At 33.0% G+C, this 20,620-nt stretch carries 20 protein-coding genes; 19 read left to right on the forward strand and 1 reads right to left on the reverse strand.

Features of this window, described 5'->3' with window-relative positions:
- The first annotated feature begins 167 nt into the window (after nt 1-167).
- The 5 genes from rsmG (at nt 168) to BN1242_RS02805 (ending at nt 4,833) form a co-directional block, all read left to right on the forward strand.
- Nucleotides 168-881 carry a 16S rRNA (guanine(527)-N(7))-methyltransferase RsmG gene (gene rsmG / locus BN1242_RS02785; RefSeq protein WP_062351006.1) on the forward strand — a complete coding sequence of 238 codons (714 nt, stop codon included), beginning with the start codon at nt 168-170 and terminating at the stop codon, nt 879-881.
- 215 nt (nt 882-1,096) lie between these two features.
- Nucleotides 1,097-1,972 carry a nucleoid occlusion protein gene (noc, locus tag BN1242_RS02790; RefSeq protein WP_062351215.1) on the forward strand — a complete coding sequence of 292 codons (876 nt, stop codon included), beginning with the start codon at nt 1,097-1,099 and terminating at the stop codon, nt 1,970-1,972.
- A 261-nt stretch (nt 1,973-2,233) separates the two neighbouring features.
- Nucleotides 2,234-2,995, forward strand: a complete 762-nt coding sequence (locus tag BN1242_RS02795; RefSeq protein ID WP_062351009.1) for a ParA family protein — start codon at nt 2,234-2,236, stop codon at nt 2,993-2,995.
- A complete protein-coding gene (locus BN1242_RS02800; RefSeq protein ID WP_062351012.1) occupies nt 2,988-3,857 on the forward strand; it encodes a ParB/RepB/Spo0J family partition protein in 870 nt (289 codons plus the stop codon). The genes BN1242_RS02795 and BN1242_RS02800 overlap by 8 nt, the downstream gene beginning before the upstream one ends.
- A 268-nt stretch (nt 3,858-4,125) precedes the next feature.
- Nucleotides 4,126-4,833 (forward strand): DUF554 domain-containing protein, encoded by a 708-nt coding sequence (locus BN1242_RS02805; RefSeq protein ID WP_062351015.1) that lies wholly within the window; start codon nt 4,126-4,128, stop codon nt 4,831-4,833.
- 4 nt (nt 4,834-4,837) lie between these two features.
- Here the strand turns inward: BN1242_RS02805 and yyaC are convergent, their stop codons facing one another.
- Nucleotides 4,838-5,437: a spore protease YyaC gene (gene yyaC, locus BN1242_RS02810; RefSeq protein WP_062351018.1), complete on the reverse strand. Its 600-nt coding sequence runs from the start codon at nt 5,435-5,437 to the stop codon at nt 4,838-4,840.
- A 314-nt stretch (nt 5,438-5,751) separates the two neighbouring features.
- Between yyaC and BN1242_RS02815 the strand changes: the two genes are divergently transcribed.
- From BN1242_RS02815 to BN1242_RS02880, 14 genes are all read left to right on the forward strand, one after another.
- The gene (locus BN1242_RS02815; protein WP_062351021.1) at nt 5,752-5,952 is read left to right on the forward strand and encodes a DUF951 domain-containing protein; all 201 of its coding nucleotides are present in this window, start codon (nt 5,752-5,754) and stop codon (nt 5,950-5,952) included.
- Between the two features lie 116 nt (nt 5,953-6,068).
- A complete protein-coding gene (gene ychF, locus BN1242_RS02820; RefSeq protein WP_062351024.1) occupies nt 6,069-7,169 on the forward strand; it encodes a redox-regulated ATPase YchF in 1,101 nt (366 codons plus the stop codon).
- 124 nt (nt 7,170-7,293) lie between these two features.
- Nucleotides 7,294-7,581, forward strand: a complete 288-nt coding sequence (rpsF, locus tag BN1242_RS02825; RefSeq protein WP_062351027.1) for a 30S ribosomal protein S6 — start codon at nt 7,294-7,296, stop codon at nt 7,579-7,581.
- A gap of 71 nt (nt 7,582-7,652) precedes the next feature.
- Complete coding sequence (gene ssb / locus BN1242_RS02830) at nt 7,653-8,135, forward strand: single-stranded DNA-binding protein (protein WP_062351030.1); 483 nt, start codon at nt 7,653-7,655, stop codon at nt 8,133-8,135.
- Nucleotides 8,136-8,182: 47 nt separating this feature from the next.
- Nucleotides 8,183-8,425, forward strand: a complete 243-nt coding sequence (gene rpsR / locus BN1242_RS02835; protein WP_062351034.1) for a 30S ribosomal protein S18 — start codon at nt 8,183-8,185, stop codon at nt 8,423-8,425.
- Nucleotides 8,426-8,588: 163 nt separating this feature from the next.
- Entirely contained in the window at nt 8,589-9,521 is a 933-nt protein-coding gene (locus BN1242_RS02840) for a YybS family protein (RefSeq protein WP_062351037.1), read from the forward strand.
- Between the two features lie 36 nt (nt 9,522-9,557).
- Entirely contained in the window at nt 9,558-11,528 is a 1,971-nt protein-coding gene (locus BN1242_RS02845) for a DHH family phosphoesterase (RefSeq protein WP_062351040.1), read from the forward strand.
- Nucleotides 11,525-11,974, forward strand: a complete 450-nt coding sequence (rplI, locus tag BN1242_RS02850) for a 50S ribosomal protein L9 (protein WP_062351043.1) — start codon at nt 11,525-11,527, stop codon at nt 11,972-11,974. The genes BN1242_RS02845 and rplI overlap by 4 nt, the downstream gene beginning before the upstream one ends.
- Before the next feature lie 186 nt (nt 11,975-12,160).
- Nucleotides 12,161-13,525: a replicative DNA helicase gene (gene dnaB, locus BN1242_RS02855; protein WP_062351046.1), complete on the forward strand. Its 1,365-nt coding sequence runs from the start codon at nt 12,161-12,163 to the stop codon at nt 13,523-13,525.
- Between the two features lie 518 nt (nt 13,526-14,043).
- Entirely contained in the window at nt 14,044-15,540 is a 1,497-nt protein-coding gene (locus BN1242_RS02860) for a M23 family metallopeptidase (protein ID WP_062351049.1), read from the forward strand.
- Between the two features lie 416 nt (nt 15,541-15,956).
- Complete coding sequence (gene yycF / locus BN1242_RS02865) at nt 15,957-16,664, forward strand: response regulator YycF (protein ID WP_062351052.1); 708 nt, start codon at nt 15,957-15,959, stop codon at nt 16,662-16,664.
- Nucleotides 16,665-16,671: 7 nt separating this feature from the next.
- Entirely contained in the window at nt 16,672-18,492 is a 1,821-nt protein-coding gene (gene walK, locus BN1242_RS02870; RefSeq protein WP_062351055.1) for a cell wall metabolism sensor histidine kinase WalK, read from the forward strand.
- Nucleotides 18,489-19,802: a YycH family regulatory protein gene (locus tag BN1242_RS02875; protein WP_062351057.1), complete on the forward strand. Its 1,314-nt coding sequence runs from the start codon at nt 18,489-18,491 to the stop codon at nt 19,800-19,802. Before walK ends, BN1242_RS02875 begins: the two co-directional genes overlap by 4 nt.
- Nucleotides 19,789-20,565 (forward strand): two-component system regulatory protein YycI, encoded by a 777-nt coding sequence (locus BN1242_RS02880; protein ID WP_062351060.1) that lies wholly within the window; start codon nt 19,789-19,791, stop codon nt 20,563-20,565. The genes BN1242_RS02875 and BN1242_RS02880 overlap by 14 nt, the downstream gene beginning before the upstream one ends.
- Nucleotides 20,566-20,620: the final 55 nt, after the last annotated feature.

Genomic DNA, 20,620 nt, shown 5'->3' on the forward strand with positions numbered 1-20,620 from the left:
GAAATTAATTTTTATTTCCTCTTCCGTCTATAATATTTCAAATGGAAATATTATAATGAAATGTAACTAGTTAGATTGTATTAATCATAAACAAAAGATGCATTTCTTTGGTTGTAAATGCAAATGTTAGAAAAGAAAATTGCCATAGGCAGATTTAGGTGTTGCAAATGAATATAACTCAATTTCAAACGGAATTAAAAAAATACGCTATTACTTTATCTAATCAACAACTAATGCAATTTGAGAAGTATTTTTCCCTCTTAGTGGAATGGAATAAAAAAATAAATTTAACAGCAATTACAGAGAAAGAAGAAGTTTATATCAAACATTTTTTTGATTCCTTAACAGCAGCCTTTTATTATTCATTCAATGATCAAACAATTTGTGATGTAGGTTCAGGAGCCGGTTTCCCTAGTATTCCATTAAAAATTGTATATCCCAACTTGAAAGTTTCCATTGTCGATTCGTTAAAAAAACGAATTTTATTTTTACAAGAATTAGCTGATGAATTACAACTAGATTCTGTTCAGTTTTACCATGATCGAGCAGAAACATTTGGACAAAATAATAACTTTCGTGAACAATTTGATATAGTAACAGCTCGTGCAGTAGCTAAAATGTCGGTATTAAGTGAGTATTGTTTGCCATTAGTGAAAGTTGGCGGCACTTTCATTGCGATGAAAGGTGCGGCTGGAGAAGAAGAATTAGCTGAAGGAAAAAAGGCAATTACATTGTTGGGCGGGGAAGTCGAATCAGTAAAAACATTATCTTTACCGAAAGATGAAAGTACTCGCAGATTACTTTTTATTAACAAGGTGAAAAAAACACCGAAAAAATATCCGCGCAAACCTGGAGTTCCTGCTAAAACACCAGTAATTTAGTTCGAAAACATTTCAATTCCTCGTTTTTATAAGCGAGGATGTATCCTATTTAGTATCTTATTGTGTTATATAACAGTTTTATATTAGATGATTAATAGAGTGTGATGATTTCAGAATTCATTTTAAATTTTATAAAAAAGCAGGAACTTTAAAGATTACATAGAAAATAATATGTAAGGGATTTTACCAAAAAGGTTAAAAGGTGGTGGTAGTTGGTGAAACATCCATTTTCCCGGATCTTTGGAATAGGTGAAAAAGAGGAAAGAGAAATTTCGGATAAGCCATTAGAGGAAGTTAATGAAACCGTAAAGGAAGAAAAAGAGGAAGTAAAACAAATACCTGTAACAAGAATTCAACCGAACCGTTTCCAGCCACGAACTATTTTTGATGAAGAAAAGATAGAAGAGTTAGCTAAAACCATTCATACACACGGTATCATTCAACCAATTGTAGTAAGAGAAATAGAAGTAGAAACATATGAAATTATTGCTGGGGAGAGAAGATTCCGAGCAGTGAAACAATTAGGTTGGGATACTGTACCTGCAATCGTCAAAAATATGAACGACAAGGAAACTGCATCCGTTGCCTTAATAGAAAACCTCCAGAGGGAAGAACTCAGTCCGATTGAAGAAGCAATGGCTTATGGTAAATTAATAGAGATTCATGGATTAACTCAAGAAGCTTTAGCACAGCGGTTAGGAAAAGGTCAATCTACAGTTGCTAATAAATTACGGTTACTGAAACTTCCACAATCGGTCCAAGATGCATTGTTAAATAAGTTAATCACTGAACGCCATGCAAGAGCAATGATCCCGTTAAAAGATGAAGAAAAACAACTAAAATTGCTAAATGAAATTATCGAAAAAAATTTAAATGTAAAGCAAACGGAAGAACGGGTAATTAAATTAAATGCAACGGAAAAACCGAATAAACCAAAAAGGATTTCATTTAGCAAAGACATCCGAATAGCAGTTAATACTATTAGACAATCTTTATCAATGGTAAATAAAAGTGGAATAAAGATAGATTCCAATGAAGAAGATCATGATGATTTCTATCAAATAACAATAAAAATTCCTAAAAAGAAATAGTTTTTCAACTAGCAAAAGACTGACAAGATTGGACAGTCTTTTTTCTTTTGGCTACAGATTGTTATTTTTTATTATATTATTGGATTAGCTACTTCACTTGACATAGAAAAATAGGAAAATATACATATAAATGCTCAGCTTATTTAAAATTATCTATTTTAATTATATTTCATTCATTAATCTTTTATGAAAAATAGTCTTTTTTTATTTTTTCATGTTAAAATATAATAAGTTTCATTTGTTTTGAAAGTAGGTGACTTCATGAGTAAAGTTATTGCAATCGCTAACCAAAAAGGCGGGGTTGGCAAAACAACAACTTCAGTCAATTTATCCGCATGTTTAGCATATATAGGTAAAAAAGTATTGTTAGTAGACATTGACCCTCAAGGAAATGCAACAAGTGGAGTAGGGGTTGAAAAAGCAGATGTTTCACAATGTATTTATGATATTTTAATAGATGATGTAGACACAAAAAATGTTATCGTACCAACCCAAGTCGAGAATTTGTATGTTATTCCAGCAACAATACAATTAGCAGGAGCTGAAATTGAGTTAGTTCCAACAATTTCACGTGAAGTTCGATTGAAACGTTCCTTAGAACAAGTAAAAGATCAATTTGATTATATTATTATTGATTGTCCGCCATCGTTAGGTTTATTAACAATAAATGCTTTAACTGCATCTGATGCGGTAATCATTCCAGTTCAATGTGAGTACTATGCTTTAGAAGGCCTAAGTCAATTGTTAAACACTGTCCGTTTAGTGCAAAAGCATTTAAACAAAGAACTAATGATAGATGGGGTTTTATTAACAATGTTAGATGCTCGTACTAACTTAGGTCTCCAGGTTATTGAAGAAGTGAAAAAGTATTTCCAAGATAAAGTGTATAAAACGATTATACCTAGAAATATTCGCTTAAGTGAAGCACCGAGTCATGGTCAGCCAATTATTACATATGACCCTAGATCACGGGGGGCTGAGGTGTATATTGAATTAGCAAAGGAAGTGGTGGTAAATGGCTAAAGGTCTTGGCAAAGGGTTAAACTCTTTATTTCCAGCAGCGATGGAAGCAGATGATAGTGAAACAGTACAAGAGATAAACATTTCGGAAATTCGGCCTAATCCGTATCAGCCACGGAAAATATTTAAAGAAGAAAGTATTGATGAGTTAAAACAATCCATTATAGAACATGGAATTCTTCAACCAATTATCGTTCGGAAAAGTATTAAAGGTTATGAAATCGTCGTAGGAGAGCGGCGATACCGTGCAGCTAAAGCAGGAAGTCTTGAGAAAATTCCTGTAGTCATTCGGAAAATGAATGATCGGGAAATGATGGAATTAGCTGTTTTGGAAAACTTACAGAGAGAAGACTTAACTCCTATTGAAGAAGCGGCTGCATATCAAATGTTAATGGAAAAATTAAACGTAACTCAAGAAGAATTAGCAAAACGATTAGGGAAAAGCCGCCCACATATTGCTAACCATATTAGACTCCTTGCTTTACCAAAAGAAATTCAACAACTTATTAATGACGGAAAAATTTCAATGGGGCATGGACGCGCATTATTAGGATTAAAGAGAAAAGAAAAAACAACGGCAATCGTAGAAAAAATAATAAAAGAACAATTAAATGTACGCCAATTAGAAATGTTAATTCAACAACTGAACGAAAATGTTTCACGTGAAACATCGAAGAAAAAAGAAAAAAAAGATGTATTTATTATGGAACAAGAAACAAATTTAAGAAATCGATTTGGTACAACAGTAAAAATTAAACAAACAAAAAATAAAGGAAAAATCGAAATAGAATTCTTTTCAAAAGATGACTTAAATCGGATTTTAGAAATGTTAAATCCAGATGATTTAAATCCAGGAGATTTTTAATAAATCCGGATCAAAAGAGAATGGAATAAGCCGAATATGGCTTATTTTTTTTGTACCGTTTTCTATTAAAATTTATAAACATTGTCTAGATGATACAAATAGTACATAATAATGGTATATTATAATGGAAAAATGGCGTATATAAGAAGTCTGTTATAATACAAAGCTGTCAAAAAAATAATAATTTGTCATTTTGAAAGAAGGAAGGATTGGAAAAATTGACATGTGATTTTTTAACTAGAAAAAATGTTTGTATGAAGGTGAAACTATGGTATTGTTAGGGACTATTGTAAATACCATTTTAATAATTGTCGGTTCGGTAATAGGAATGTTTTTAACAAAAATACCAGAATCGATGAGAGATACTGTCACAAAAGGGATTGGATTAACAGTAATGGTGTTAGGATTACAAATGGGCATCCAAAGTAATAATTTTTTAATAATCATTATTAGTATCGTCTTTGGTGCAGTAATAGGAGAAATACTGGATCTGGATGGAAAATTAAATAAGGTTGGACAAAAATTAGAAAAACGAATTAATAGATTCTATCAAGGGAATATTGCTCAAGGTTTTATTACTGCTACTTTAATATTTGTTATCGGTGCGATGGCAGTCGTTGGAGCATTGGATAGTGGTATTCGCGGTGATCATCAAGTACTTTATACAAAAGGAATGATTGATGGATTTACTGCACTTATTTTAACTACAACTTTAGGAATAGGAGTTATTTTTTCAAGTATATCTGTTTTTCTCTATCAAGGAACCATTACATTATTAGCAACACAAATTGAAAGAATTGTCCCTGACTTACTAATGGACTCCATTATTGTTGAACTAACAGCTGCAGGAGGAATAATGATATTTGCTATCGGATTAACATTGGCTGGAATAATGAAAATTAAAGTGGCCAATTTGCTTCCTGGTTTATTTGTCGTATGTTTGTTAGTACCTTTATTCAGTTATTTAAATCTTTAAAGGATTAGCTAATCGTTTCTTCTTTTGATACTTGTAATTGGTATTTATATAGTAAGCCAGCCTTATAAATTCCGTCTGTTATTGCTTTAGCTAACTGCATAACTAAGAAGAGTCTTGTGTTTTGTAAGACGAAAAATTCCATATATCCGCTAACATTTACAATTCCGGTAATATGGATGTCACCGATAAGAGGCAATACTTTATTCACCCCAGCACCTGGTTTTAAAGGGCCAGATTTTATTTCAATTGTCCCAACGTTTTTAACTTGACCTAGGCATGCATCAATTGCAACAATAAACGAACGCTGATGATTCTGATTTATTGTATCAATCGTTTCCTGCAAATTTACCGCATGAACAGGTGATTCAATAGTACCGTAAATATAAAAATTGCTTGGAAAATATTTTTCCTGTAAAAATGTACCTACAAGTGGTCCTAAAGAATCGCCAGTTGAACGGTCCGTTCCGATACATATAAAAACAATATCTATACTAGGGTCTAATGGTAAGTATGTAAATAATTGATTTGCTATTTTTGTAGGAGCTAATACATCCTTCCAAAGGATTTTGTCGTTTTTTTGTTTCGTAAATGATTGTTTAAACATTGTCTTCCTCCGCAACTGTTTTCTGTATTAACAGTTTAGTAAGTTGCTTGCTTTTTTATACATGGAAAACAAAAATTGTCCAATCAGTAAAGAAACTCTCTCAATATATAAGGTCATCTTTATTAATGTTGCAACATTAACATATAGTAGCTTTTTGCTTGAAAGTTATTTACGGTGAAATCCACGCCAGAAACATGTAAAAGAGCGGAATTTTTCTTAATTATAGAATTTAAGTTTTTAAATGGCATTATTATGGAATAATGATTATGATAAGTCTAGGTATATATTTTTTCATAGGATTGGAGGGGAGTTTTGTGGAAGAAAAGACATTTCAATTAAATGATATTGTTGAAATGAAAAAACCTCATCCTTGTGGGAATAATCGTTGGAAAATTATTCGAATGGGAATGGATATTCGAATTAAGTGTTTAGGCTGTGCACATAGTGTATTATTACCGCGAAAAGAGTTTGTAAAGAAAATAAAAAAGGTTTTTCCTGCTGGGGAAAACAGTTAAAAGGCTAGGATACAGTGTTTGTATCCTTGTTTTTTTTACAAACAATCTCTATAATGAGAAAGAATTGAATAAAAAATACCTATTATAAATGAGTCTAATTAGGAGTGAAATAAATAATGGCCTTAACAGCAGGAATTGTTGGTTTGCCCAATGTTGGGAAATCAACACTTTTTAATGCGATTACACAGGCTGGTGCCGAATCAGCAAACTATCCGTTTTGTACGATTGATCCTAACGTCGGCGTTGTTGAAGTGCCTGATGTACGTTTAAATAAATTAACAGAATTAGTTCAACCGAAAAAAACGGTGCCAACAACTTTTGAATTTACCGATATTGCTGGTATTGTAAAAGGTGCAAGTAAAGGTGAAGGATTAGGAAATAAATTTCTATCCCATATTCGTCAAGTAGACGCAATTTGTCATGTAGTACGCTGCTTTGCGGATGAAAATATTACGCACGTATCTGGAAAAGTTGACCCGATTTTTGATATTGAAACAATTAATTTAGAGTTAATTCTCGCTGATCTAGAAACGGTGGATAAAAGAATTGCAAAGGTAGAAAAACTAGCTAAACAAAAGGATAAAGATGCAGTTAGTGAATTTGATATTTTATCTGCATTAAAAGAAACATTTGAAAAAGAATTACCTGCTAGATCTATTGAATTTACAGATGAGCAGTTAAAAATTGTTAAAGGGTATCAACTTTTAACAATGAAACCTGTTCTATATGTTGCTAATGTAAGTGAGGATGAAATAACGAACTATAATGATAACGAATATGTAAAACAAGTTCAGGAGTTTGCTGCAAAGGAAAATTCCGAAGTTATCGTTATTTGTGCAAAAATCGAAGAAGAAATAGCTGAACTGGATGCAGAAGAAAAAGAAGCTTTCTTACAAGAGTTAGGCATAGAAGAATCAGGTTTAGATCAATTAATTAGAAAAGCATACCATTTACTTGGACTTGCTACGTATTTCACTGCTGGTGTACAAGAAGTAAGGGCATGGACCTTTAAAAAAGGAATGAAGGCGCCTCAATGTGCTGGTATCATTCACACGGACTTTGAAAGAGGATTTATTCGAGCAGAAACGGTATTGTATGATGATTTAGTTAAATTTGGTTCGATGAATGCAGCGCGAGAAGCTGGCAAAGTTCGTTTAGAAGGTAAAGATTATGTAGTCCAAGATGGAGATATAATGCATTTTAGATTTAATGTTTGATGAAAGCAACTAATTTCATCTTGCGTTACATTATTGATTGTGATATACTTATGTATCGTGAGTAATGATTTTATTGCTCCTTGCTCAATTTTTGAGCCGCTAAGTCCAAAAGGAGGTGAAAGTGATGAAAAAGTACGAAATTATGTACATCATCCGACCAAATATTGATGACGAATCGAAAAAAGAAGTAGTAGAACGATTCAATAAAATCTTAACTGATAATGGTGCAGAGATTGTAGAAACAAAAGATTGGGGTAAACGTCGTCTAGCTTATGAAATCAATGATTTCCGCGATGGTTATTATCAAATCATTAATGTTCAATCTCAACCAGAAGCTGTTCAAGAATTTGATCGTTTAGCGAAAATTAGTGAAGATATTATCCGTCATCTAATTGTTAAAGAAGACGAATAAGCTTATTAAAATAGAAAGAAACAATAAAAATGTTTCACGTGAAACATTTTTATAAAGGGGAGTTGATTCTGATGCTAAATCGAGTAGTTTTAGTAGGAAGACTAACGAAAGATCCTGATCTTCGTTATACTCCAAATGGAGTACCTGTAGCAACATTTACTCTAGCTGTAAATCGTACATTTTCGAATCAGCAAGGGGAAAGAGAAGCAGACTTCATCAACTGTGTTGTTTGGAGAAAAGCCGCTGAAAATGTCGCAAACTATTTAAAAAAGGGCAGTCTTGCAGGTGTTGATGGTCGTATTCAAACTCGAAATTATGAGGGACAAGATGGAAAGCGGGTTTATGTAACAGAAGTTGTTGCAGATAGCGTTCAGTTCCTTGAACCGAGAAGTAATAGAGAATCACAACCATCTTCATATGGGTATCAAAATGATAATCCATTTGGCGGATCTAATCAGAATCAACAAAGAACCCCTTATCCAACACGCGAGGAAGATCCATTTGCCAATAGTGGGCAAACTATAGATATTTCTGATGATGATTTACCATTTTAAATATAATGGTTGAACGGATTAGCTTTTAAAGGAAAGGAGTGTATGAAATGGCAGTTGGTGGACGTAGAGGTCGTGCAAAACGCCGCAAAGTATGTTATTTCACGGCAAACGGAATAACACATATCGACTATAAAGATGTGGATTTATTGAAAAAATTTATTTCTGAACGCGGAAAAATTTTACCACGTCGTGTAACGGGAACTAGTGCAAAATATCAACGGATGTTAACAAGAGCAATTAAACGTGCTCGTCAAGTAGCATTACTTCCATTCGTTGCAGAAGAAAGATAATATAGATAATTAAGGGCTGCGAAGATTTTTCTTTGCAGCTTTTTATTTTATTAGCAATGTTAACTTATTAACTGATAATATATAGTGGACACTAATAATAAGTAATGAAACTAATATGACCGACCAAAATAATTAAACTTAATTAGTGGGAAGAGGTGTATGGATGAGAACGAGAACATTAACAGAAGGTGCACTTTTTTTAGCAATCTACGCGTTTATGCTCCTTATTTTTATATACATACCATTATTAGGCGCTATTATAACTTTTGTATTGCCGTTGCCTTTTATTATTTTTACAGTAAAAAACGGGTGGAAAAATGGGTTGCTGTTTTTTATTGCCTCATTAGGAATTTCTTTAGTGGTCGGTTCTATAATTGCCATTCCTTCAACAATTTTATACGGATTGACTGGATATATTTTTGGCGGACTGATTAATAAAAAGCAAACTAGAACAACGATATTTTTAGTAACGACTTTTCAAATGATGATAAATCTAATTATTCAATATGTGGTATCCATTCTTTTCTTTGATATAAATATCATTGATGAACTCGTTACTTTTATAAATGAGGTAGTAAACAAATCAATAGCGATGGTAAATATTCTTGGACAAGAACCAGATCCACTCATTATAGAACAGCTCCATAGCTTAGGGACAATGATAAAGGTACTGTTTCCCTCTTTATTAGCACTTGTGGCTGCATTTAATGTACTTTTTGTCCAACTAATAGCCTATCCAGTATTAAAGCGATTATCGATTTCCATTCCTAAACGAAAATCATTTGGAGAATTAAGCCTGCCAAGAGATGTCATATGGTATTTTTTAATGGTGCTTTTACTCTCCTTTTTTATTCCATTAAAGGAAGGAACTTTTCTGTATAATGTACTAGCAAATTTAGTATATATAATGCAAGTGTTAATGGTTTTTCAAGGCGTTACCCTTATCTTTTTCTTTTCTAATCGAAAGAAATTGCATAAAGCTGTCCCAATAGTAATTACAATTTTTTCCTTATTGAATCCAATTTTTGTTCAAATACTATTAATATTAGGTATAATTGACTTAGGTTTTCATTTGCGAAGAAGAGTAACAAAATAGTTTCTCTTACAATGCTAATTTTAGGAGTTGGAAATTATGCCGATATTTTTGCAAAAGAAGACAATACGTAATTTAATTTATGTATTGATATTTGTTATGTTGCTGTTTTTTATTATATTTTCTTTTTATAATTGGTGGATTAGTATTCCTGGCTTTTTTATTTTTTTAGCAATAGTATATTTAATCATTCAACAAGAAAAATCATTTCGTCAAGAAACAATAGGTTATGTTTCCACTCTTTCGTATCGAGTAAGAAAAGTGGGCGAGGAAGCTTTATTAGATATGCCGATAGGGATTATGTTAATTAATGATGATTACTATATCGAGTGGTCAAATCCATATATGGCATCTTGTCTAAACGAATCGTCTCTTATAGGCAGATCTTTATACGATGTAGCCGATACACTAATTCCGCTTATTAAGCAGGAGATTGAAACAGATACAGTTTCCTTACATGAGCATAAATATGAAGTAATTTATAAAAAAGAGGAAAAACTATTATATTTCTTTGATATTACGGAACGCTCTATCATAGAGAAACAATACGAAGAAGAAAAACCAGTTATCGCTTCCATTTATTTAGATAATTATGATGAAGTAACACAAGGAATGGACGACCAAGCAAGAGGAAGTTTAAACAGTCGAGTAACTTCCGTTTTAAATGAGTGGGCGATAGAATATGGAATTTACTTAAAAAGGATTTCTTCTGACCGGTATGTTGCATTTTTAAATGAAAAAATCTTAGATGTGCTAGAAAAAGGAAAATTCAATATTTTAGATGATATACGTGAATTAACAGCTCGGCCTAATTTACCACTTACTTTAAGTATTGGGGTAGGTGTTGGTGTCACCTCTCTTCCTGAATTAGGGGGATTAGCCCAATCAAGTCTTGATCTTGCATTAAGTCGGGGGGGAGATCAAGTAGCCATTAAATTACCTAATGGAAAAGTTAAATTTTACGGTGGAAAAACGAACCCAATGGAAAAGCGTACAAGAGTAAGAGCGAGAGTAATTTCTCATGCACTAAGAGAATTAATTCAGGAAAGTGAAAAAGTATTTATTATGGGACACAAATATCCAGATATGGATGCGATTGGCGCAGCTATGGGTATTTTAAAAATTGCACTAATGAATCAAAAGGAAGCTTATGTTATACTAAATAAACAAGAGATTGATGCAAGTGTGAAAAAGCTAATGTATGAAATTGAACAGCGGACGGAGCTTTATCAGTACTTTATAGAGCCAGAAGATGCATTAGAAATGAATTTAACTAATTCACTGCTAATCATCGTAGACACCCATAAACCTTCGTTAGTTATAGAAGAAAAATTGGTCCAACGAATTGAGCGGATAGTTGTTATTGACCATCATCGTCGTAGTGAAGAATTTGTACGAAATCCGCTGCTCGTTTATATGGAGCCATACGCTTCATCCACATCTGAGCTAGTAACGGAGCTATTAGAGTATCAGCCTTATGGTAAAATTGATATTTTGGAGGCGACTGCATTATTAGCAGGAATAATGGTAGACACGAAAAGTTTCACCTTGAGAACTGGATCGAGAACGTTTGATGCTGCCTCCTTTTTACGTTCTAAAGGGGCAGACACGGTACTAATTCAACAGTTTTTAAAAGAAGATGTTGATACGTATATTAAACGTGCAAAGTTAGTTGAGAAAGTCCAGTTTTATCGCGAAGGCATTGTTATTACGAAAGGCGATTATGATCAAGTTTATAGTCAAATAATTATTGCTCAAACGGCAGATACATTACTATCGATGGAAAATGTGGAAGCTTCCTTCGTTATTTCCAAAAAACCAGACGATACAATCGGAATAAGTGCAAGATCATTAGGAAAAGTGAATGTTCAAATAGTGATGGAACAATTGGAAGGTGGGGGGCATTTAACAAATGCAGCAACCCAGTTAACGAACACTTCTATTGATGAAGCAGAAAAGCGTTTAAAAGCAGCAATTGATGAGTATATAGAAGGAGGAAAAATCGGATGAAAGTAATTTTTCTAAGTGATGTAAAAGGAAAAGGAAAAAGGGGCGAAATTAAAAATGTAGCTGATGGCTACGCCCATAATTTTCTAATTAAAAATGGATTGGCTATTGAGGCAACCCCTGCTAATATAAAAACATTGGAAGCAAAAAAACGGAAAGATGCTGAACTAGCTTCCAGAGAATTAGAAGATGCAAAAAAAATGAAAGAAGTGATGGAAAAAATAACGGTGGAATTAACTGCCAAAGCTGGTGAAGGTGGCAGACTATTCGGCTCTGTTACATCTAAGCAAATTGCTGATGAATTACTCAAACGTCATCGGATTAAAATTGATAAAAGAAAAATTGAATTAGATGATGCTATTCGTTCTTTAGGATATACGAAAGTGCCTGTTAAACTTCATACGGATGTAACCGCAACATTAACGGTCCACGTAAAAGAGGCAAACTAAATTTACCAATAAAAAAAATACAAATTAATGATATGATTGTTAAATAAGGCTAATCAAATCAGTGAAAATTTCTTAACATCAATATTTCGGAAATTACACCGGTTTGACAAGCCTTTTTTAAAATAAAAATAATGGTACAAGACTCAATTTGTTAGATAAATAATGAAGCTTTGGAGGTTCGGAAAAATGAATGATCTCTTAATAGATCGAACTCCTCCGCAAAATATAGAAGCAGAACAAGCGGTATTAGGTGCGATATTTTTAGAGCCACAAGTGTTGATCGTTGTCTCAGAAATTTTACTCCCTGAAGATTTTTATCAAAGTGCACATCAACGAATATTTAATAGTATGGTTAAGCTCAGTGATGAAGGAAAGGCCATTGATGTTGTTACAGTAACAGATGAATTGGCTGCTTCTAAACAGTTGGAGAATGTTGGGGGAGTAAGTTATTTACTTGAATTGGCAAATTCTGTTCCAACAGCTGCCAATGTAGAATATTATGCAAAAATTGTCGAAGAAAAATCCTTGTTACGCAGGCTTATTCGAACAGCTACTAATATAGCAACAGAAGGTTTTTCCCGTGAAGATGATATTGAAAATTTACTTGCTGATGCGGAAAAGCGAATTCTAGACGTTGCTAATCGGAAACAAGTTGGGGCATTTCAAAATATAAAAGATGTATTAGTAAAAACATATGATAATATTGAATTGCTTCATAGTAGAAAAGGAGAAATAACTGGAATACCAACTGGATTTCATGAGTTAGACAGAATGACAGCAGGATTCCAACGCAATGATTTAATTATCGTTGCTGCCCGCCCATCGGTAGGTAAAACAGCTTTTGCCTTAAACATTGCTCAAAATGTGGCAACAAGGACAAGTGAAAATGTGGCGATCTTTTCATTAGAAATGGGTGCTGAACAGTTAGTAATGAGGATGCTCTGCTCAGAAGGAAATATTAACGCTCAAAACTTACGGACAGGCGCATTATCCGATGAAGATTGGAAAAAACTAACGATGGCGATGGGGAGTCTTTCTAATGCAGGAATATATATCGACGATACACCAGGAATTCGCATATCAGATATTCGTGCTAAAAGTCGTCGTTTAAAACAGGACCAAGGATTAGGAATGATTCTAATTGATTATTTGCAATTAATTCAAGGTAGTGGACATCGTTCCGAAAATCGCCAACAAGAAGTATCGGAAATTTCCCGTCAACTTAAAGCATTAGCAAGGGAGTTAGAGGTACCAGTGATTGCCTTATCACAGCTTTCTCGGAGTGTTGAACAGCGGCAAGATAAACGGCCAATGATGTCCGATATTCGTGAATCTGGAAGTATTGAGCAAGATGCGGATATCGTTGCCTTCCTATATCGAGATGATTATTATGATAAAGAATCAGAGAATAAAAACATCATAGAAATTATTATTGCAAAGCAAAGGAATGGCCCGGTTGGCACTGTACAACTAGCGTTTGCGAAGGAATACAATAAGTTCGTTAATTTAGAAACGAGATATGATGATACAAATATGCCACCAGGAGCATAAATATACCCTATAAAAAACCTTAGGATCTCCAAAAATAGAATCCTAAGGTTTTTTTTGCTGGAGTGATAGTTCAAGGTAATAATCATAAAAAAAAGTGAAAACTGTTAAAATTACTCTATTGAAAAGTGGGAAATTAATAAATACAAGCAAAAATTTTCTGAGTCTAACATAGCTGCACTAAATGTACGCGACTAAATAAAAAGTTTGTGTAATAATCTGTTATATTTTGTAATATAAATGTAATATTACTGACTATATTGATATTTTAAACTGTAAGAAAATGGTTATAATACCGTTGTCTTGTGGAATTGATAATAATATTTCCGAGAAGTTCTTCGTTTTAACAACAATTTTGGTAAAAAATGTAACTTTTTATACATTTACATTACAAAATAGAAACGTTTACACCAAAGGCCGCTTTTTTATGGTAAAGTATAAAAAGCAAGAATTATTAACATATGCTTTTTAAGAAAAGAATACTAATCTATTTGCTATCAAATAGCTTAGGAGGAAAACGAATGAACTTGCATTTAAAAGAAAATTTCACAAAGATGTCTGAAAAAGCAGGTAAGTTTCGGATTCATTCAACAAATGCTGTAAAGAAGACGGTTATTGCAACACTTGTTGTTTCAACGATATCGATAAACACAGCTTTTGCTAATCCAGACAATACACCAAAATTACAAACAATTTATCATGTATATATAAACAATGATTATTTAGGAACTGTATCGAATAAAGATATGGTTGAAAACCTTATTACGACTAAATTATCGGAAGCAGAAGAGGAGTACAAAGACTTTGATTTGCAATATAAGACAAAGGAAGTTGTTTTTGTACCAGAACAAATTTTTCCAAACAATAATTTAACTTTAGAAACAGATCAAGATGTTTTAGATGAAGTAAATAATAGTTATGAAGTGGCTGTAGAAGCCGTCGCTTTGAAAATTGATGGAGAAATTGTTACCTATTTAGAAAATGAAGAAAAGATTGCAGAAGTTATTGAAAAATTAAAACTGAAATATGTTTCGAAAAAAGATTTAGCTAAATTAGAAGAATTAAAAGAAAAGAAGACAAATCTTCCTAAATTAAAAAAAGGTGAGTCACGGTTATTAGATGTTCATTTATCGAAAAATGTTACTATTTCTCTAGAAGAAATTTCACCAGAACTTGTAAAACCAACAAAAGATGTAATTAAATTATTACAAAAAGGGACATTAGAAGAGAAGAAATATAAAGTAAAAGAAGGCGATGTTTTAGGTGCTATCGCACAAAAACATGGGCTGAAATTAAAACAACTTTTGGAGCTTAATCCGAATATTGATGAAAATACGTTACTGCAAATAGGTGACGAATTAAATGTGACGGCATATGAACCTTACATAGACATCATAACGAAAAAAGAAGTATATCAAGAAGAAAAAGTAGCTTATAAAGTGAAAATTGTAGAAGATGCTTCTATGTGGAAAGGTGAAACGAAAGTCGTTCAAAATGGTAAAGAAGGCAAAAAGGCTATAACTTACCAAATTAGTGAACAAAATGGTAAAGTGATTAAAAAGAAAAAAATAAATGAAAAGGTGCTCTCAAAACCAGTAACGAAAATAGTTCATAAAGGAACGAAAGTTGTTCCATCTAGAGGAACTGGGTCTATGCTCTGGCCAACATATGGAGGTTACGTTTCTAGTTATCAAGGTTATCGGTGGGGCAGATTCCATAAAGGAATAGATATTGCCAGACCATCTAATTATAATATAAGAGCTTCTGACAATGGTGTCGTTGTTTTTGCTGGCTGGGACGGTACTTATGGCAATAAAATTATAATCGATCATCGCAATGGTTTAAGAACGGTTTACGCGCATCTATCCTCTATAAATGTAAATGTAGGGCAAACCGTTGCAAGAGGATCAACTATTGGTGTAATGGGAAGTACCGGTAATTCCACAGGAATACATTTACATTTTGAAGTATATAAGAATGGTAGACTACAAAACCCATCAGACTATGTACGCCGTTAATAGATTACTATAGTATATGGACATACTCCTCGGTTTATACCGAGGATTTTTTATATTTTCACTAAGTTGAATGGTTTTCCTATTTGGTTGATGGACTTCAAATGAATAAGAGCTTATCTGCTAAACAAGGAAATATGTTATTTAAAAATGCTATAATGAATCCAAGATAAGAAAAGATTAAAAGGCTTTCTATTTTTTTCATAAAAACCCAGTGAAAAAAGATAACGATTTCTAATCAGTTAATGAAATTACCTGTCTTTTCATGATAAATTAGTAGTATCATTGCCATACGTTTATTTAAAAAAATCTGTGGAAAAGTCATGTTCCCTATAAAATTTTAATAATAAAAAACAGTTATTTTTTTATAGAAGAATACTCAATAGATAGATGAAAAGTGATTTCAGGAGGGAAGAGAAATGGCAAAAAAAATATTAGTTGTTGATGATGAAAAGCCGATTGCAGATATACTGCAATTTAATTTAAAAAAGGAAGGTTACGAAGTCCATTGTGCCTATGATGGCGACGAAGCATTAGAAATGGTAGAAGAAATTAAGCCTGACATTATTTTATTGGACATTATGCTCCCTAATCGAGATGGAATGGAAGTGTGTCGAGAAGTTAGAAAAAAATATGAAATGCCAATCATTATGCTTACCGCAAAAGATTCAGAGATTGATAAAGTATTAGGTTTGGAACTTGGAGCAGATGATTACGTAACAAAACCATTTAGCACGAGAGAACTTTTAGCTAGAGTAAAAGCGAACTTACGAAGACATCAACAAGTAACAGCTGTTGTTGAAGAACAAGGAACGAATGAAATAGCTATAGGGTCGCTAGTCATCCACCCAGAAGCATATATCGTCTCAAAACGAGGAGAAATGATAGAGTTAACCCATCGGGAATTCGAATTACTTTTCTATTTGGCAAAGCATATTGGCCAAGTAATGACAAGGGAGCATTTATTACAGACTGTATGGGGATATGACTATTTTGGTGATGTACGTACCGTCGATGTAACCGTCCGCCGATTAAGAGAGAAGATTGAAGATAATCCTAGTAATCCTTCTTGGCTAGTGACACGCCGAGGTGTCGGTTATTATTTAAGAAACCCTGAACAGGAGTAAAAACAAAATGAAAAAACTACGAGTGTTTCCCTCGATACGTTTTAAATTCATTTTATTTTTCGTTCTACTTATTTTAATTGCAATGGAATTGATTGGGGTCTATTTTGTTAGAGAATTAGAAAACAAACTTACCGTAAATTTTAAAGACTCTATTTTAAGTAGAATTAATTTTTTATCTTATAATATTGAACAAGAGTTAGTGAAAGATCGGGAAGATGAATTAGATTCGCTAAAAGTAGATATTAGAAAAATTCTTAACGAAAACACCTCTTCAGACATAAATGAAATTCGTGTAGTAGACAAAAATTTACGCGTTATTGGTACTTCTGATAACAATAATCAAGAAATCGTCGGACAACGGACAACCGATGTACTCGTTACTCGTACATTGGTGACAGAAGAACGCATTGATCAGCTAGTACTTGATCCGAATAACGGGCGTACATGGCAGCTATACGTTCCAGTAAAAGTAGGTAATCAAACAGAAGCAATCATCTATTTAGAAGGAAAAATCGAAAATGTTTTTGACCAAATTAAAGTAATTAATGGGATCTTAGTTTCCGGTACTGCGATTGCTCTAGCAATTACAGCAATATTAGCGGTGTTTGTCGCTCAAACAATTACTAGACCAATAGCTGAAATGCGAAAACAAGCCCAAGCGATGTCAAAAGGGAATTTTTCCCGAAAAGTTAAAGTATATAGTAATGATGAAATTGGTCAGCTAGCCTTATCCTTTAACCATTTAACGAGGAAGCTTCAAGATGAACAGGCAAAAACAGAGAGTGAAAAACGTAAACTATCATCCATTTTAGCTTATATGACGGATGGGGTTATTTCTACAGATCGGAAAGGAAAAATAATTCTTATTAATGAAGCTGCAGAAAAAATGCTTAATGTTACACGTGAAACAGTTATCTCGATGCCAATCGTTACGTTACTTGGATTAGAGGAAAAATATACGTTTGATAACTTGTTAGAACAAAAGGATTCCATCATTCTTGATTATAGTACAAGGAATAAACCATTCATTTTACGAGCGAACTTTTCCATTATCCAAAAAGAAACTGGTTTTATGAACGGTTTAATTGTTGTACTCCATGATATAACGGAACAAGAAAAAATTGAAATGGAGCGGCGTGAGTTTGTAGCGAATGTCTCTCATGAATTAAGAACACCGTTAACAACGATGCGCAGTTATATTGAAGCTTTATCGGAAGGGGCTTGGAAGGATACAGAAATAGCTCCTAAATTTTTAATGGTTACGCAAAACGAAACAGAACGGATGATACGTCTCGTAAATGACCTATTACAGTTATCTAGAATGGACAGTCAAGATTATCGAATGGATAAAGATTGGGTTAATTTTCAATCGTTCTTTAATCGAATTATAGATCGTTTTGAAATGACGAAAGCAGAAACGATAAAATTTGTGCGAAGATTCCCGAAAAAAGAAATATATGTAGAAGTAGACAAAGATAAAATAACACAAGTGCTCGATAATATTATTCACAATGCGTTAAAATATTCACCTCCCAATGGTCAAGTGACTTTTAAAATAATGATGTATCATGAATATATTGAAGTATTGATCTCAGACCAAGGGGTAGGAATTCCGAAAGATCAATTAGGAAAAATATTTGAACGATTTTATCGTATTGATAAAGCTCGGTCTCGGCAGTTTGGTGGCACTGGACTAGGACTTGCAATTGCGAAAGAAATGATACGTGCCCATGGAGGAGATATTTGGGCAACAAGCATTGAAGGAAAAGGAACAACGATTCACTTTACCCTTCCATATGAACGGATACAAGAGGATGATTTCTCATGAAAGTAGAACAAATTAAATCATTGTTGCTAACCGGATTAGTCATATTGAGCATTATTTTATTTTGGAATTTAGTTACGTATCAACAAAACTATGATTTTATTAATAACCAAGAGTATGTGAAGGAAATGAACATAGGGGAAAAGAGAGAGTTGAAACAACTTTTCATACCTAATAAAATGGTTGCACATATCCAAAATAATCAGTATGTAGGAACAGAAAATCTGGAAATCATCCACCCAGTTTTCTCGGAGCTCCGAAAGTGGTTAATGTATGATTTACAAATTTCCAATGACAACTTTTCTGAGCTATACGGAACAAAGCAATCGTTAATCTTTCAGTTTCCAGATATATTGCCGTATGAGTTATTAAAAACTATTTTTAATGTGGATATTAAAAATTTGCCAGTAGGAAGTTTTAAAAATATCGTTGTATTTCCTCATGAAATTGAAAACAATGAAGGAATTATGTACTTTACTACCGGTAATTCCCAAGTAGTAGCAAAGGGAAGAATTAGACATATGGAATTAGATACATTTGCTCAGACGTTTAATGAGTTGATTCAACTAGGCAATCCTTATTTTGTATATAAAAAAAATAATGGCGAAGAAATATATTTAATGAAAGATGAAATACTGTTGAGTGACTATCAATATTACCCGAAATATTATGACGTAGACTTATTTCGGCGAGCGTTATTTTCCAATCCAAACTTTGTCTCAAAAAATGGGAATCAATATACAGATGGTTCAAGTGTATTACATGTCAATACGGACTTAAAAAAATTTTCTTATGTCGATCCAACAAATTCACGAGACTTCACTGGTAATTTAAATGAGTTAATTCAGACGAGTGTGAAGTATATCAATGAGCATAAAGGCTGGACCGATCGCTACTATTACTCTAATAGTATTCAAAATTACACAAGTGAACTAGCAACTCATCAAGTAACCTATCGCCTACATTTAAACGACTATCCAGTAATAGATAAAAACGGATTAAGTGAAATTAAAATAAACCTTGCGAATACGGGTATTTATTCATATGAAAGGCCATATTTTAACCTGGATGTTTCATATAACCCTAGCAGTATTCAATACCGATTATCCAACGGAGAAGTAGTACTAGAGTATTTAAAAAAATCACCAAGTGTGGATTTGGAGAAAATCGACGATATTTTTATTGGTTACTACTTAACAAAAGAATTTAATGATTTAATCAAGTTAGAACCTTCTTGGTTTTATAAAACGAATAATCACTGGATTCGCATTTCTGAAAAGGAACTAGGAGGTGTGGATCGTGGATTGGAGTAGAGCGAAAACAATTTTCATCATTACTTTTTTCATTCTCGATATCTTCCTTATTTATCAACTTACGAATCAAAAAAATGACAACACATTTGATTTAATCAAAGAAACATCGATAGAGGAACAGTTAAAGGCAGATGAAATAAAAGTCCCAAAATTACCAGAAAAACCGACGAAAGAAACTTACATTGAAGCGGATGCTAAAAGGTTTATGAAAGATGATTTATTTTTTGAAGGGCAGGAAATATCCATCGTCAATGAAACATTTGTACAAAGCCTTCTAAAAAAACCGTACAAACTTAAAGATGAATGGGAAGTAAAAAATGTAGATAGCTTTGTTACAGAGAATGTTTTTAGTGGCAGTCAGTATCGTTTTTCCTATTTTGATCAAGATAATTTATCCATTATTTATTATCAAACACATAAAAATAATCCATTTTTCCAAAATAGTAGTGGACAATTAACATTGCACTTAAATGAAAACAAGGAAATCATCTCATACACACAAACGATGCTAGAAAATATTAAAGAAATAAAGGAACAACAAATATTAACGGCCCACGAAGCAATGGTAACGTTATATAAAAAGCGGCTGTTAAAAAGTGGCAGTGAAATTACAAGAGTAGACATCGGTTATTATACGCTAGTGCCAATTAGTACATCCCAATTATTAGTGCCAACATGGCGCTTTTCGATTAAAGGACAAGAGGATTTATATGTTAATGCAGTGGAAGGACATGCATTCCAATTGTCAGATCAAGATTTTTAATCATTAAGTGCTGATAAGGAAAAAATAGGAGACTGTGCTAACTGCTCGCATTAAA

Origin of the sequence: Bacillus kwashiorkori (assembly GCF_001375515.1) — a bacterium.
GTDB classification, from domain to species: Bacteria; Bacillota; Bacilli; order Bacillales; family Caldibacillaceae; genus Bacillus_BK; species Bacillus_BK kwashiorkori.

Excerpts from the sequence above, each read along its gene's own strand:
- rsmG (WP_062351006.1), top strand. The coding sequence starts at position 168 with ATGAATATAACTCAATTTCAAACGGAATTAAAAAAATACGCTATTACT.
- BN1242_RS02795 (WP_062351009.1), top strand. The coding sequence starts at position 2,234 with ATGAGTAAAGTTATTGCAATCGCTAACCAAAAAGGCGGGGTTGGCAAA.
- BN1242_RS02800 (WP_062351012.1), top strand. The coding sequence starts at position 2,988 with ATGGCTAAAGGTCTTGGCAAAGGGTTAAACTCTTTATTTCCAGCAGCG.
- BN1242_RS02805 (WP_062351015.1), top strand. The coding sequence starts at position 4,126 with ATGGTATTGTTAGGGACTATTGTAAATACCATTTTAATAATTGTCGGT.
- yyaC (WP_062351018.1), bottom strand. The coding sequence starts at position 5,437 with ATGTTTAAACAATCATTTACGAAACAAAAAAACGACAAAATCCTTTGG.
- ychF (WP_062351024.1), top strand. The coding sequence starts at position 6,069 with ATGGCCTTAACAGCAGGAATTGTTGGTTTGCCCAATGTTGGGAAATCA.
- rpsF (WP_062351027.1), top strand. The coding sequence starts at position 7,294 with ATGAAAAAGTACGAAATTATGTACATCATCCGACCAAATATTGATGAC.
- ssb (WP_062351030.1), top strand. The coding sequence starts at position 7,653 with ATGCTAAATCGAGTAGTTTTAGTAGGAAGACTAACGAAAGATCCTGAT.
- rpsR (WP_062351034.1), top strand. The coding sequence starts at position 8,183 with ATGGCAGTTGGTGGACGTAGAGGTCGTGCAAAACGCCGCAAAGTATGT.
- BN1242_RS02840 (WP_062351037.1), top strand. The coding sequence starts at position 8,589 with ATGAGAACGAGAACATTAACAGAAGGTGCACTTTTTTTAGCAATCTAC.
- BN1242_RS02845 (WP_062351040.1), top strand. The coding sequence starts at position 9,558 with ATGCCGATATTTTTGCAAAAGAAGACAATACGTAATTTAATTTATGTA.
- rplI (WP_062351043.1), top strand. The coding sequence starts at position 11,525 with ATGAAAGTAATTTTTCTAAGTGATGTAAAAGGAAAAGGAAAAAGGGGC.
- dnaB (WP_062351046.1), top strand. The coding sequence starts at position 12,161 with ATGAATGATCTCTTAATAGATCGAACTCCTCCGCAAAATATAGAAGCA.
- BN1242_RS02860 (WP_062351049.1), top strand. The coding sequence starts at position 14,044 with ATGAACTTGCATTTAAAAGAAAATTTCACAAAGATGTCTGAAAAAGCA.
- yycF (WP_062351052.1), top strand. The coding sequence starts at position 15,957 with ATGGCAAAAAAAATATTAGTTGTTGATGATGAAAAGCCGATTGCAGAT.
- walK (WP_062351055.1), top strand. The coding sequence starts at position 16,672 with ATGAAAAAACTACGAGTGTTTCCCTCGATACGTTTTAAATTCATTTTA.
- BN1242_RS02875 (WP_062351057.1), top strand. The coding sequence starts at position 18,489 with ATGAAAGTAGAACAAATTAAATCATTGTTGCTAACCGGATTAGTCATA.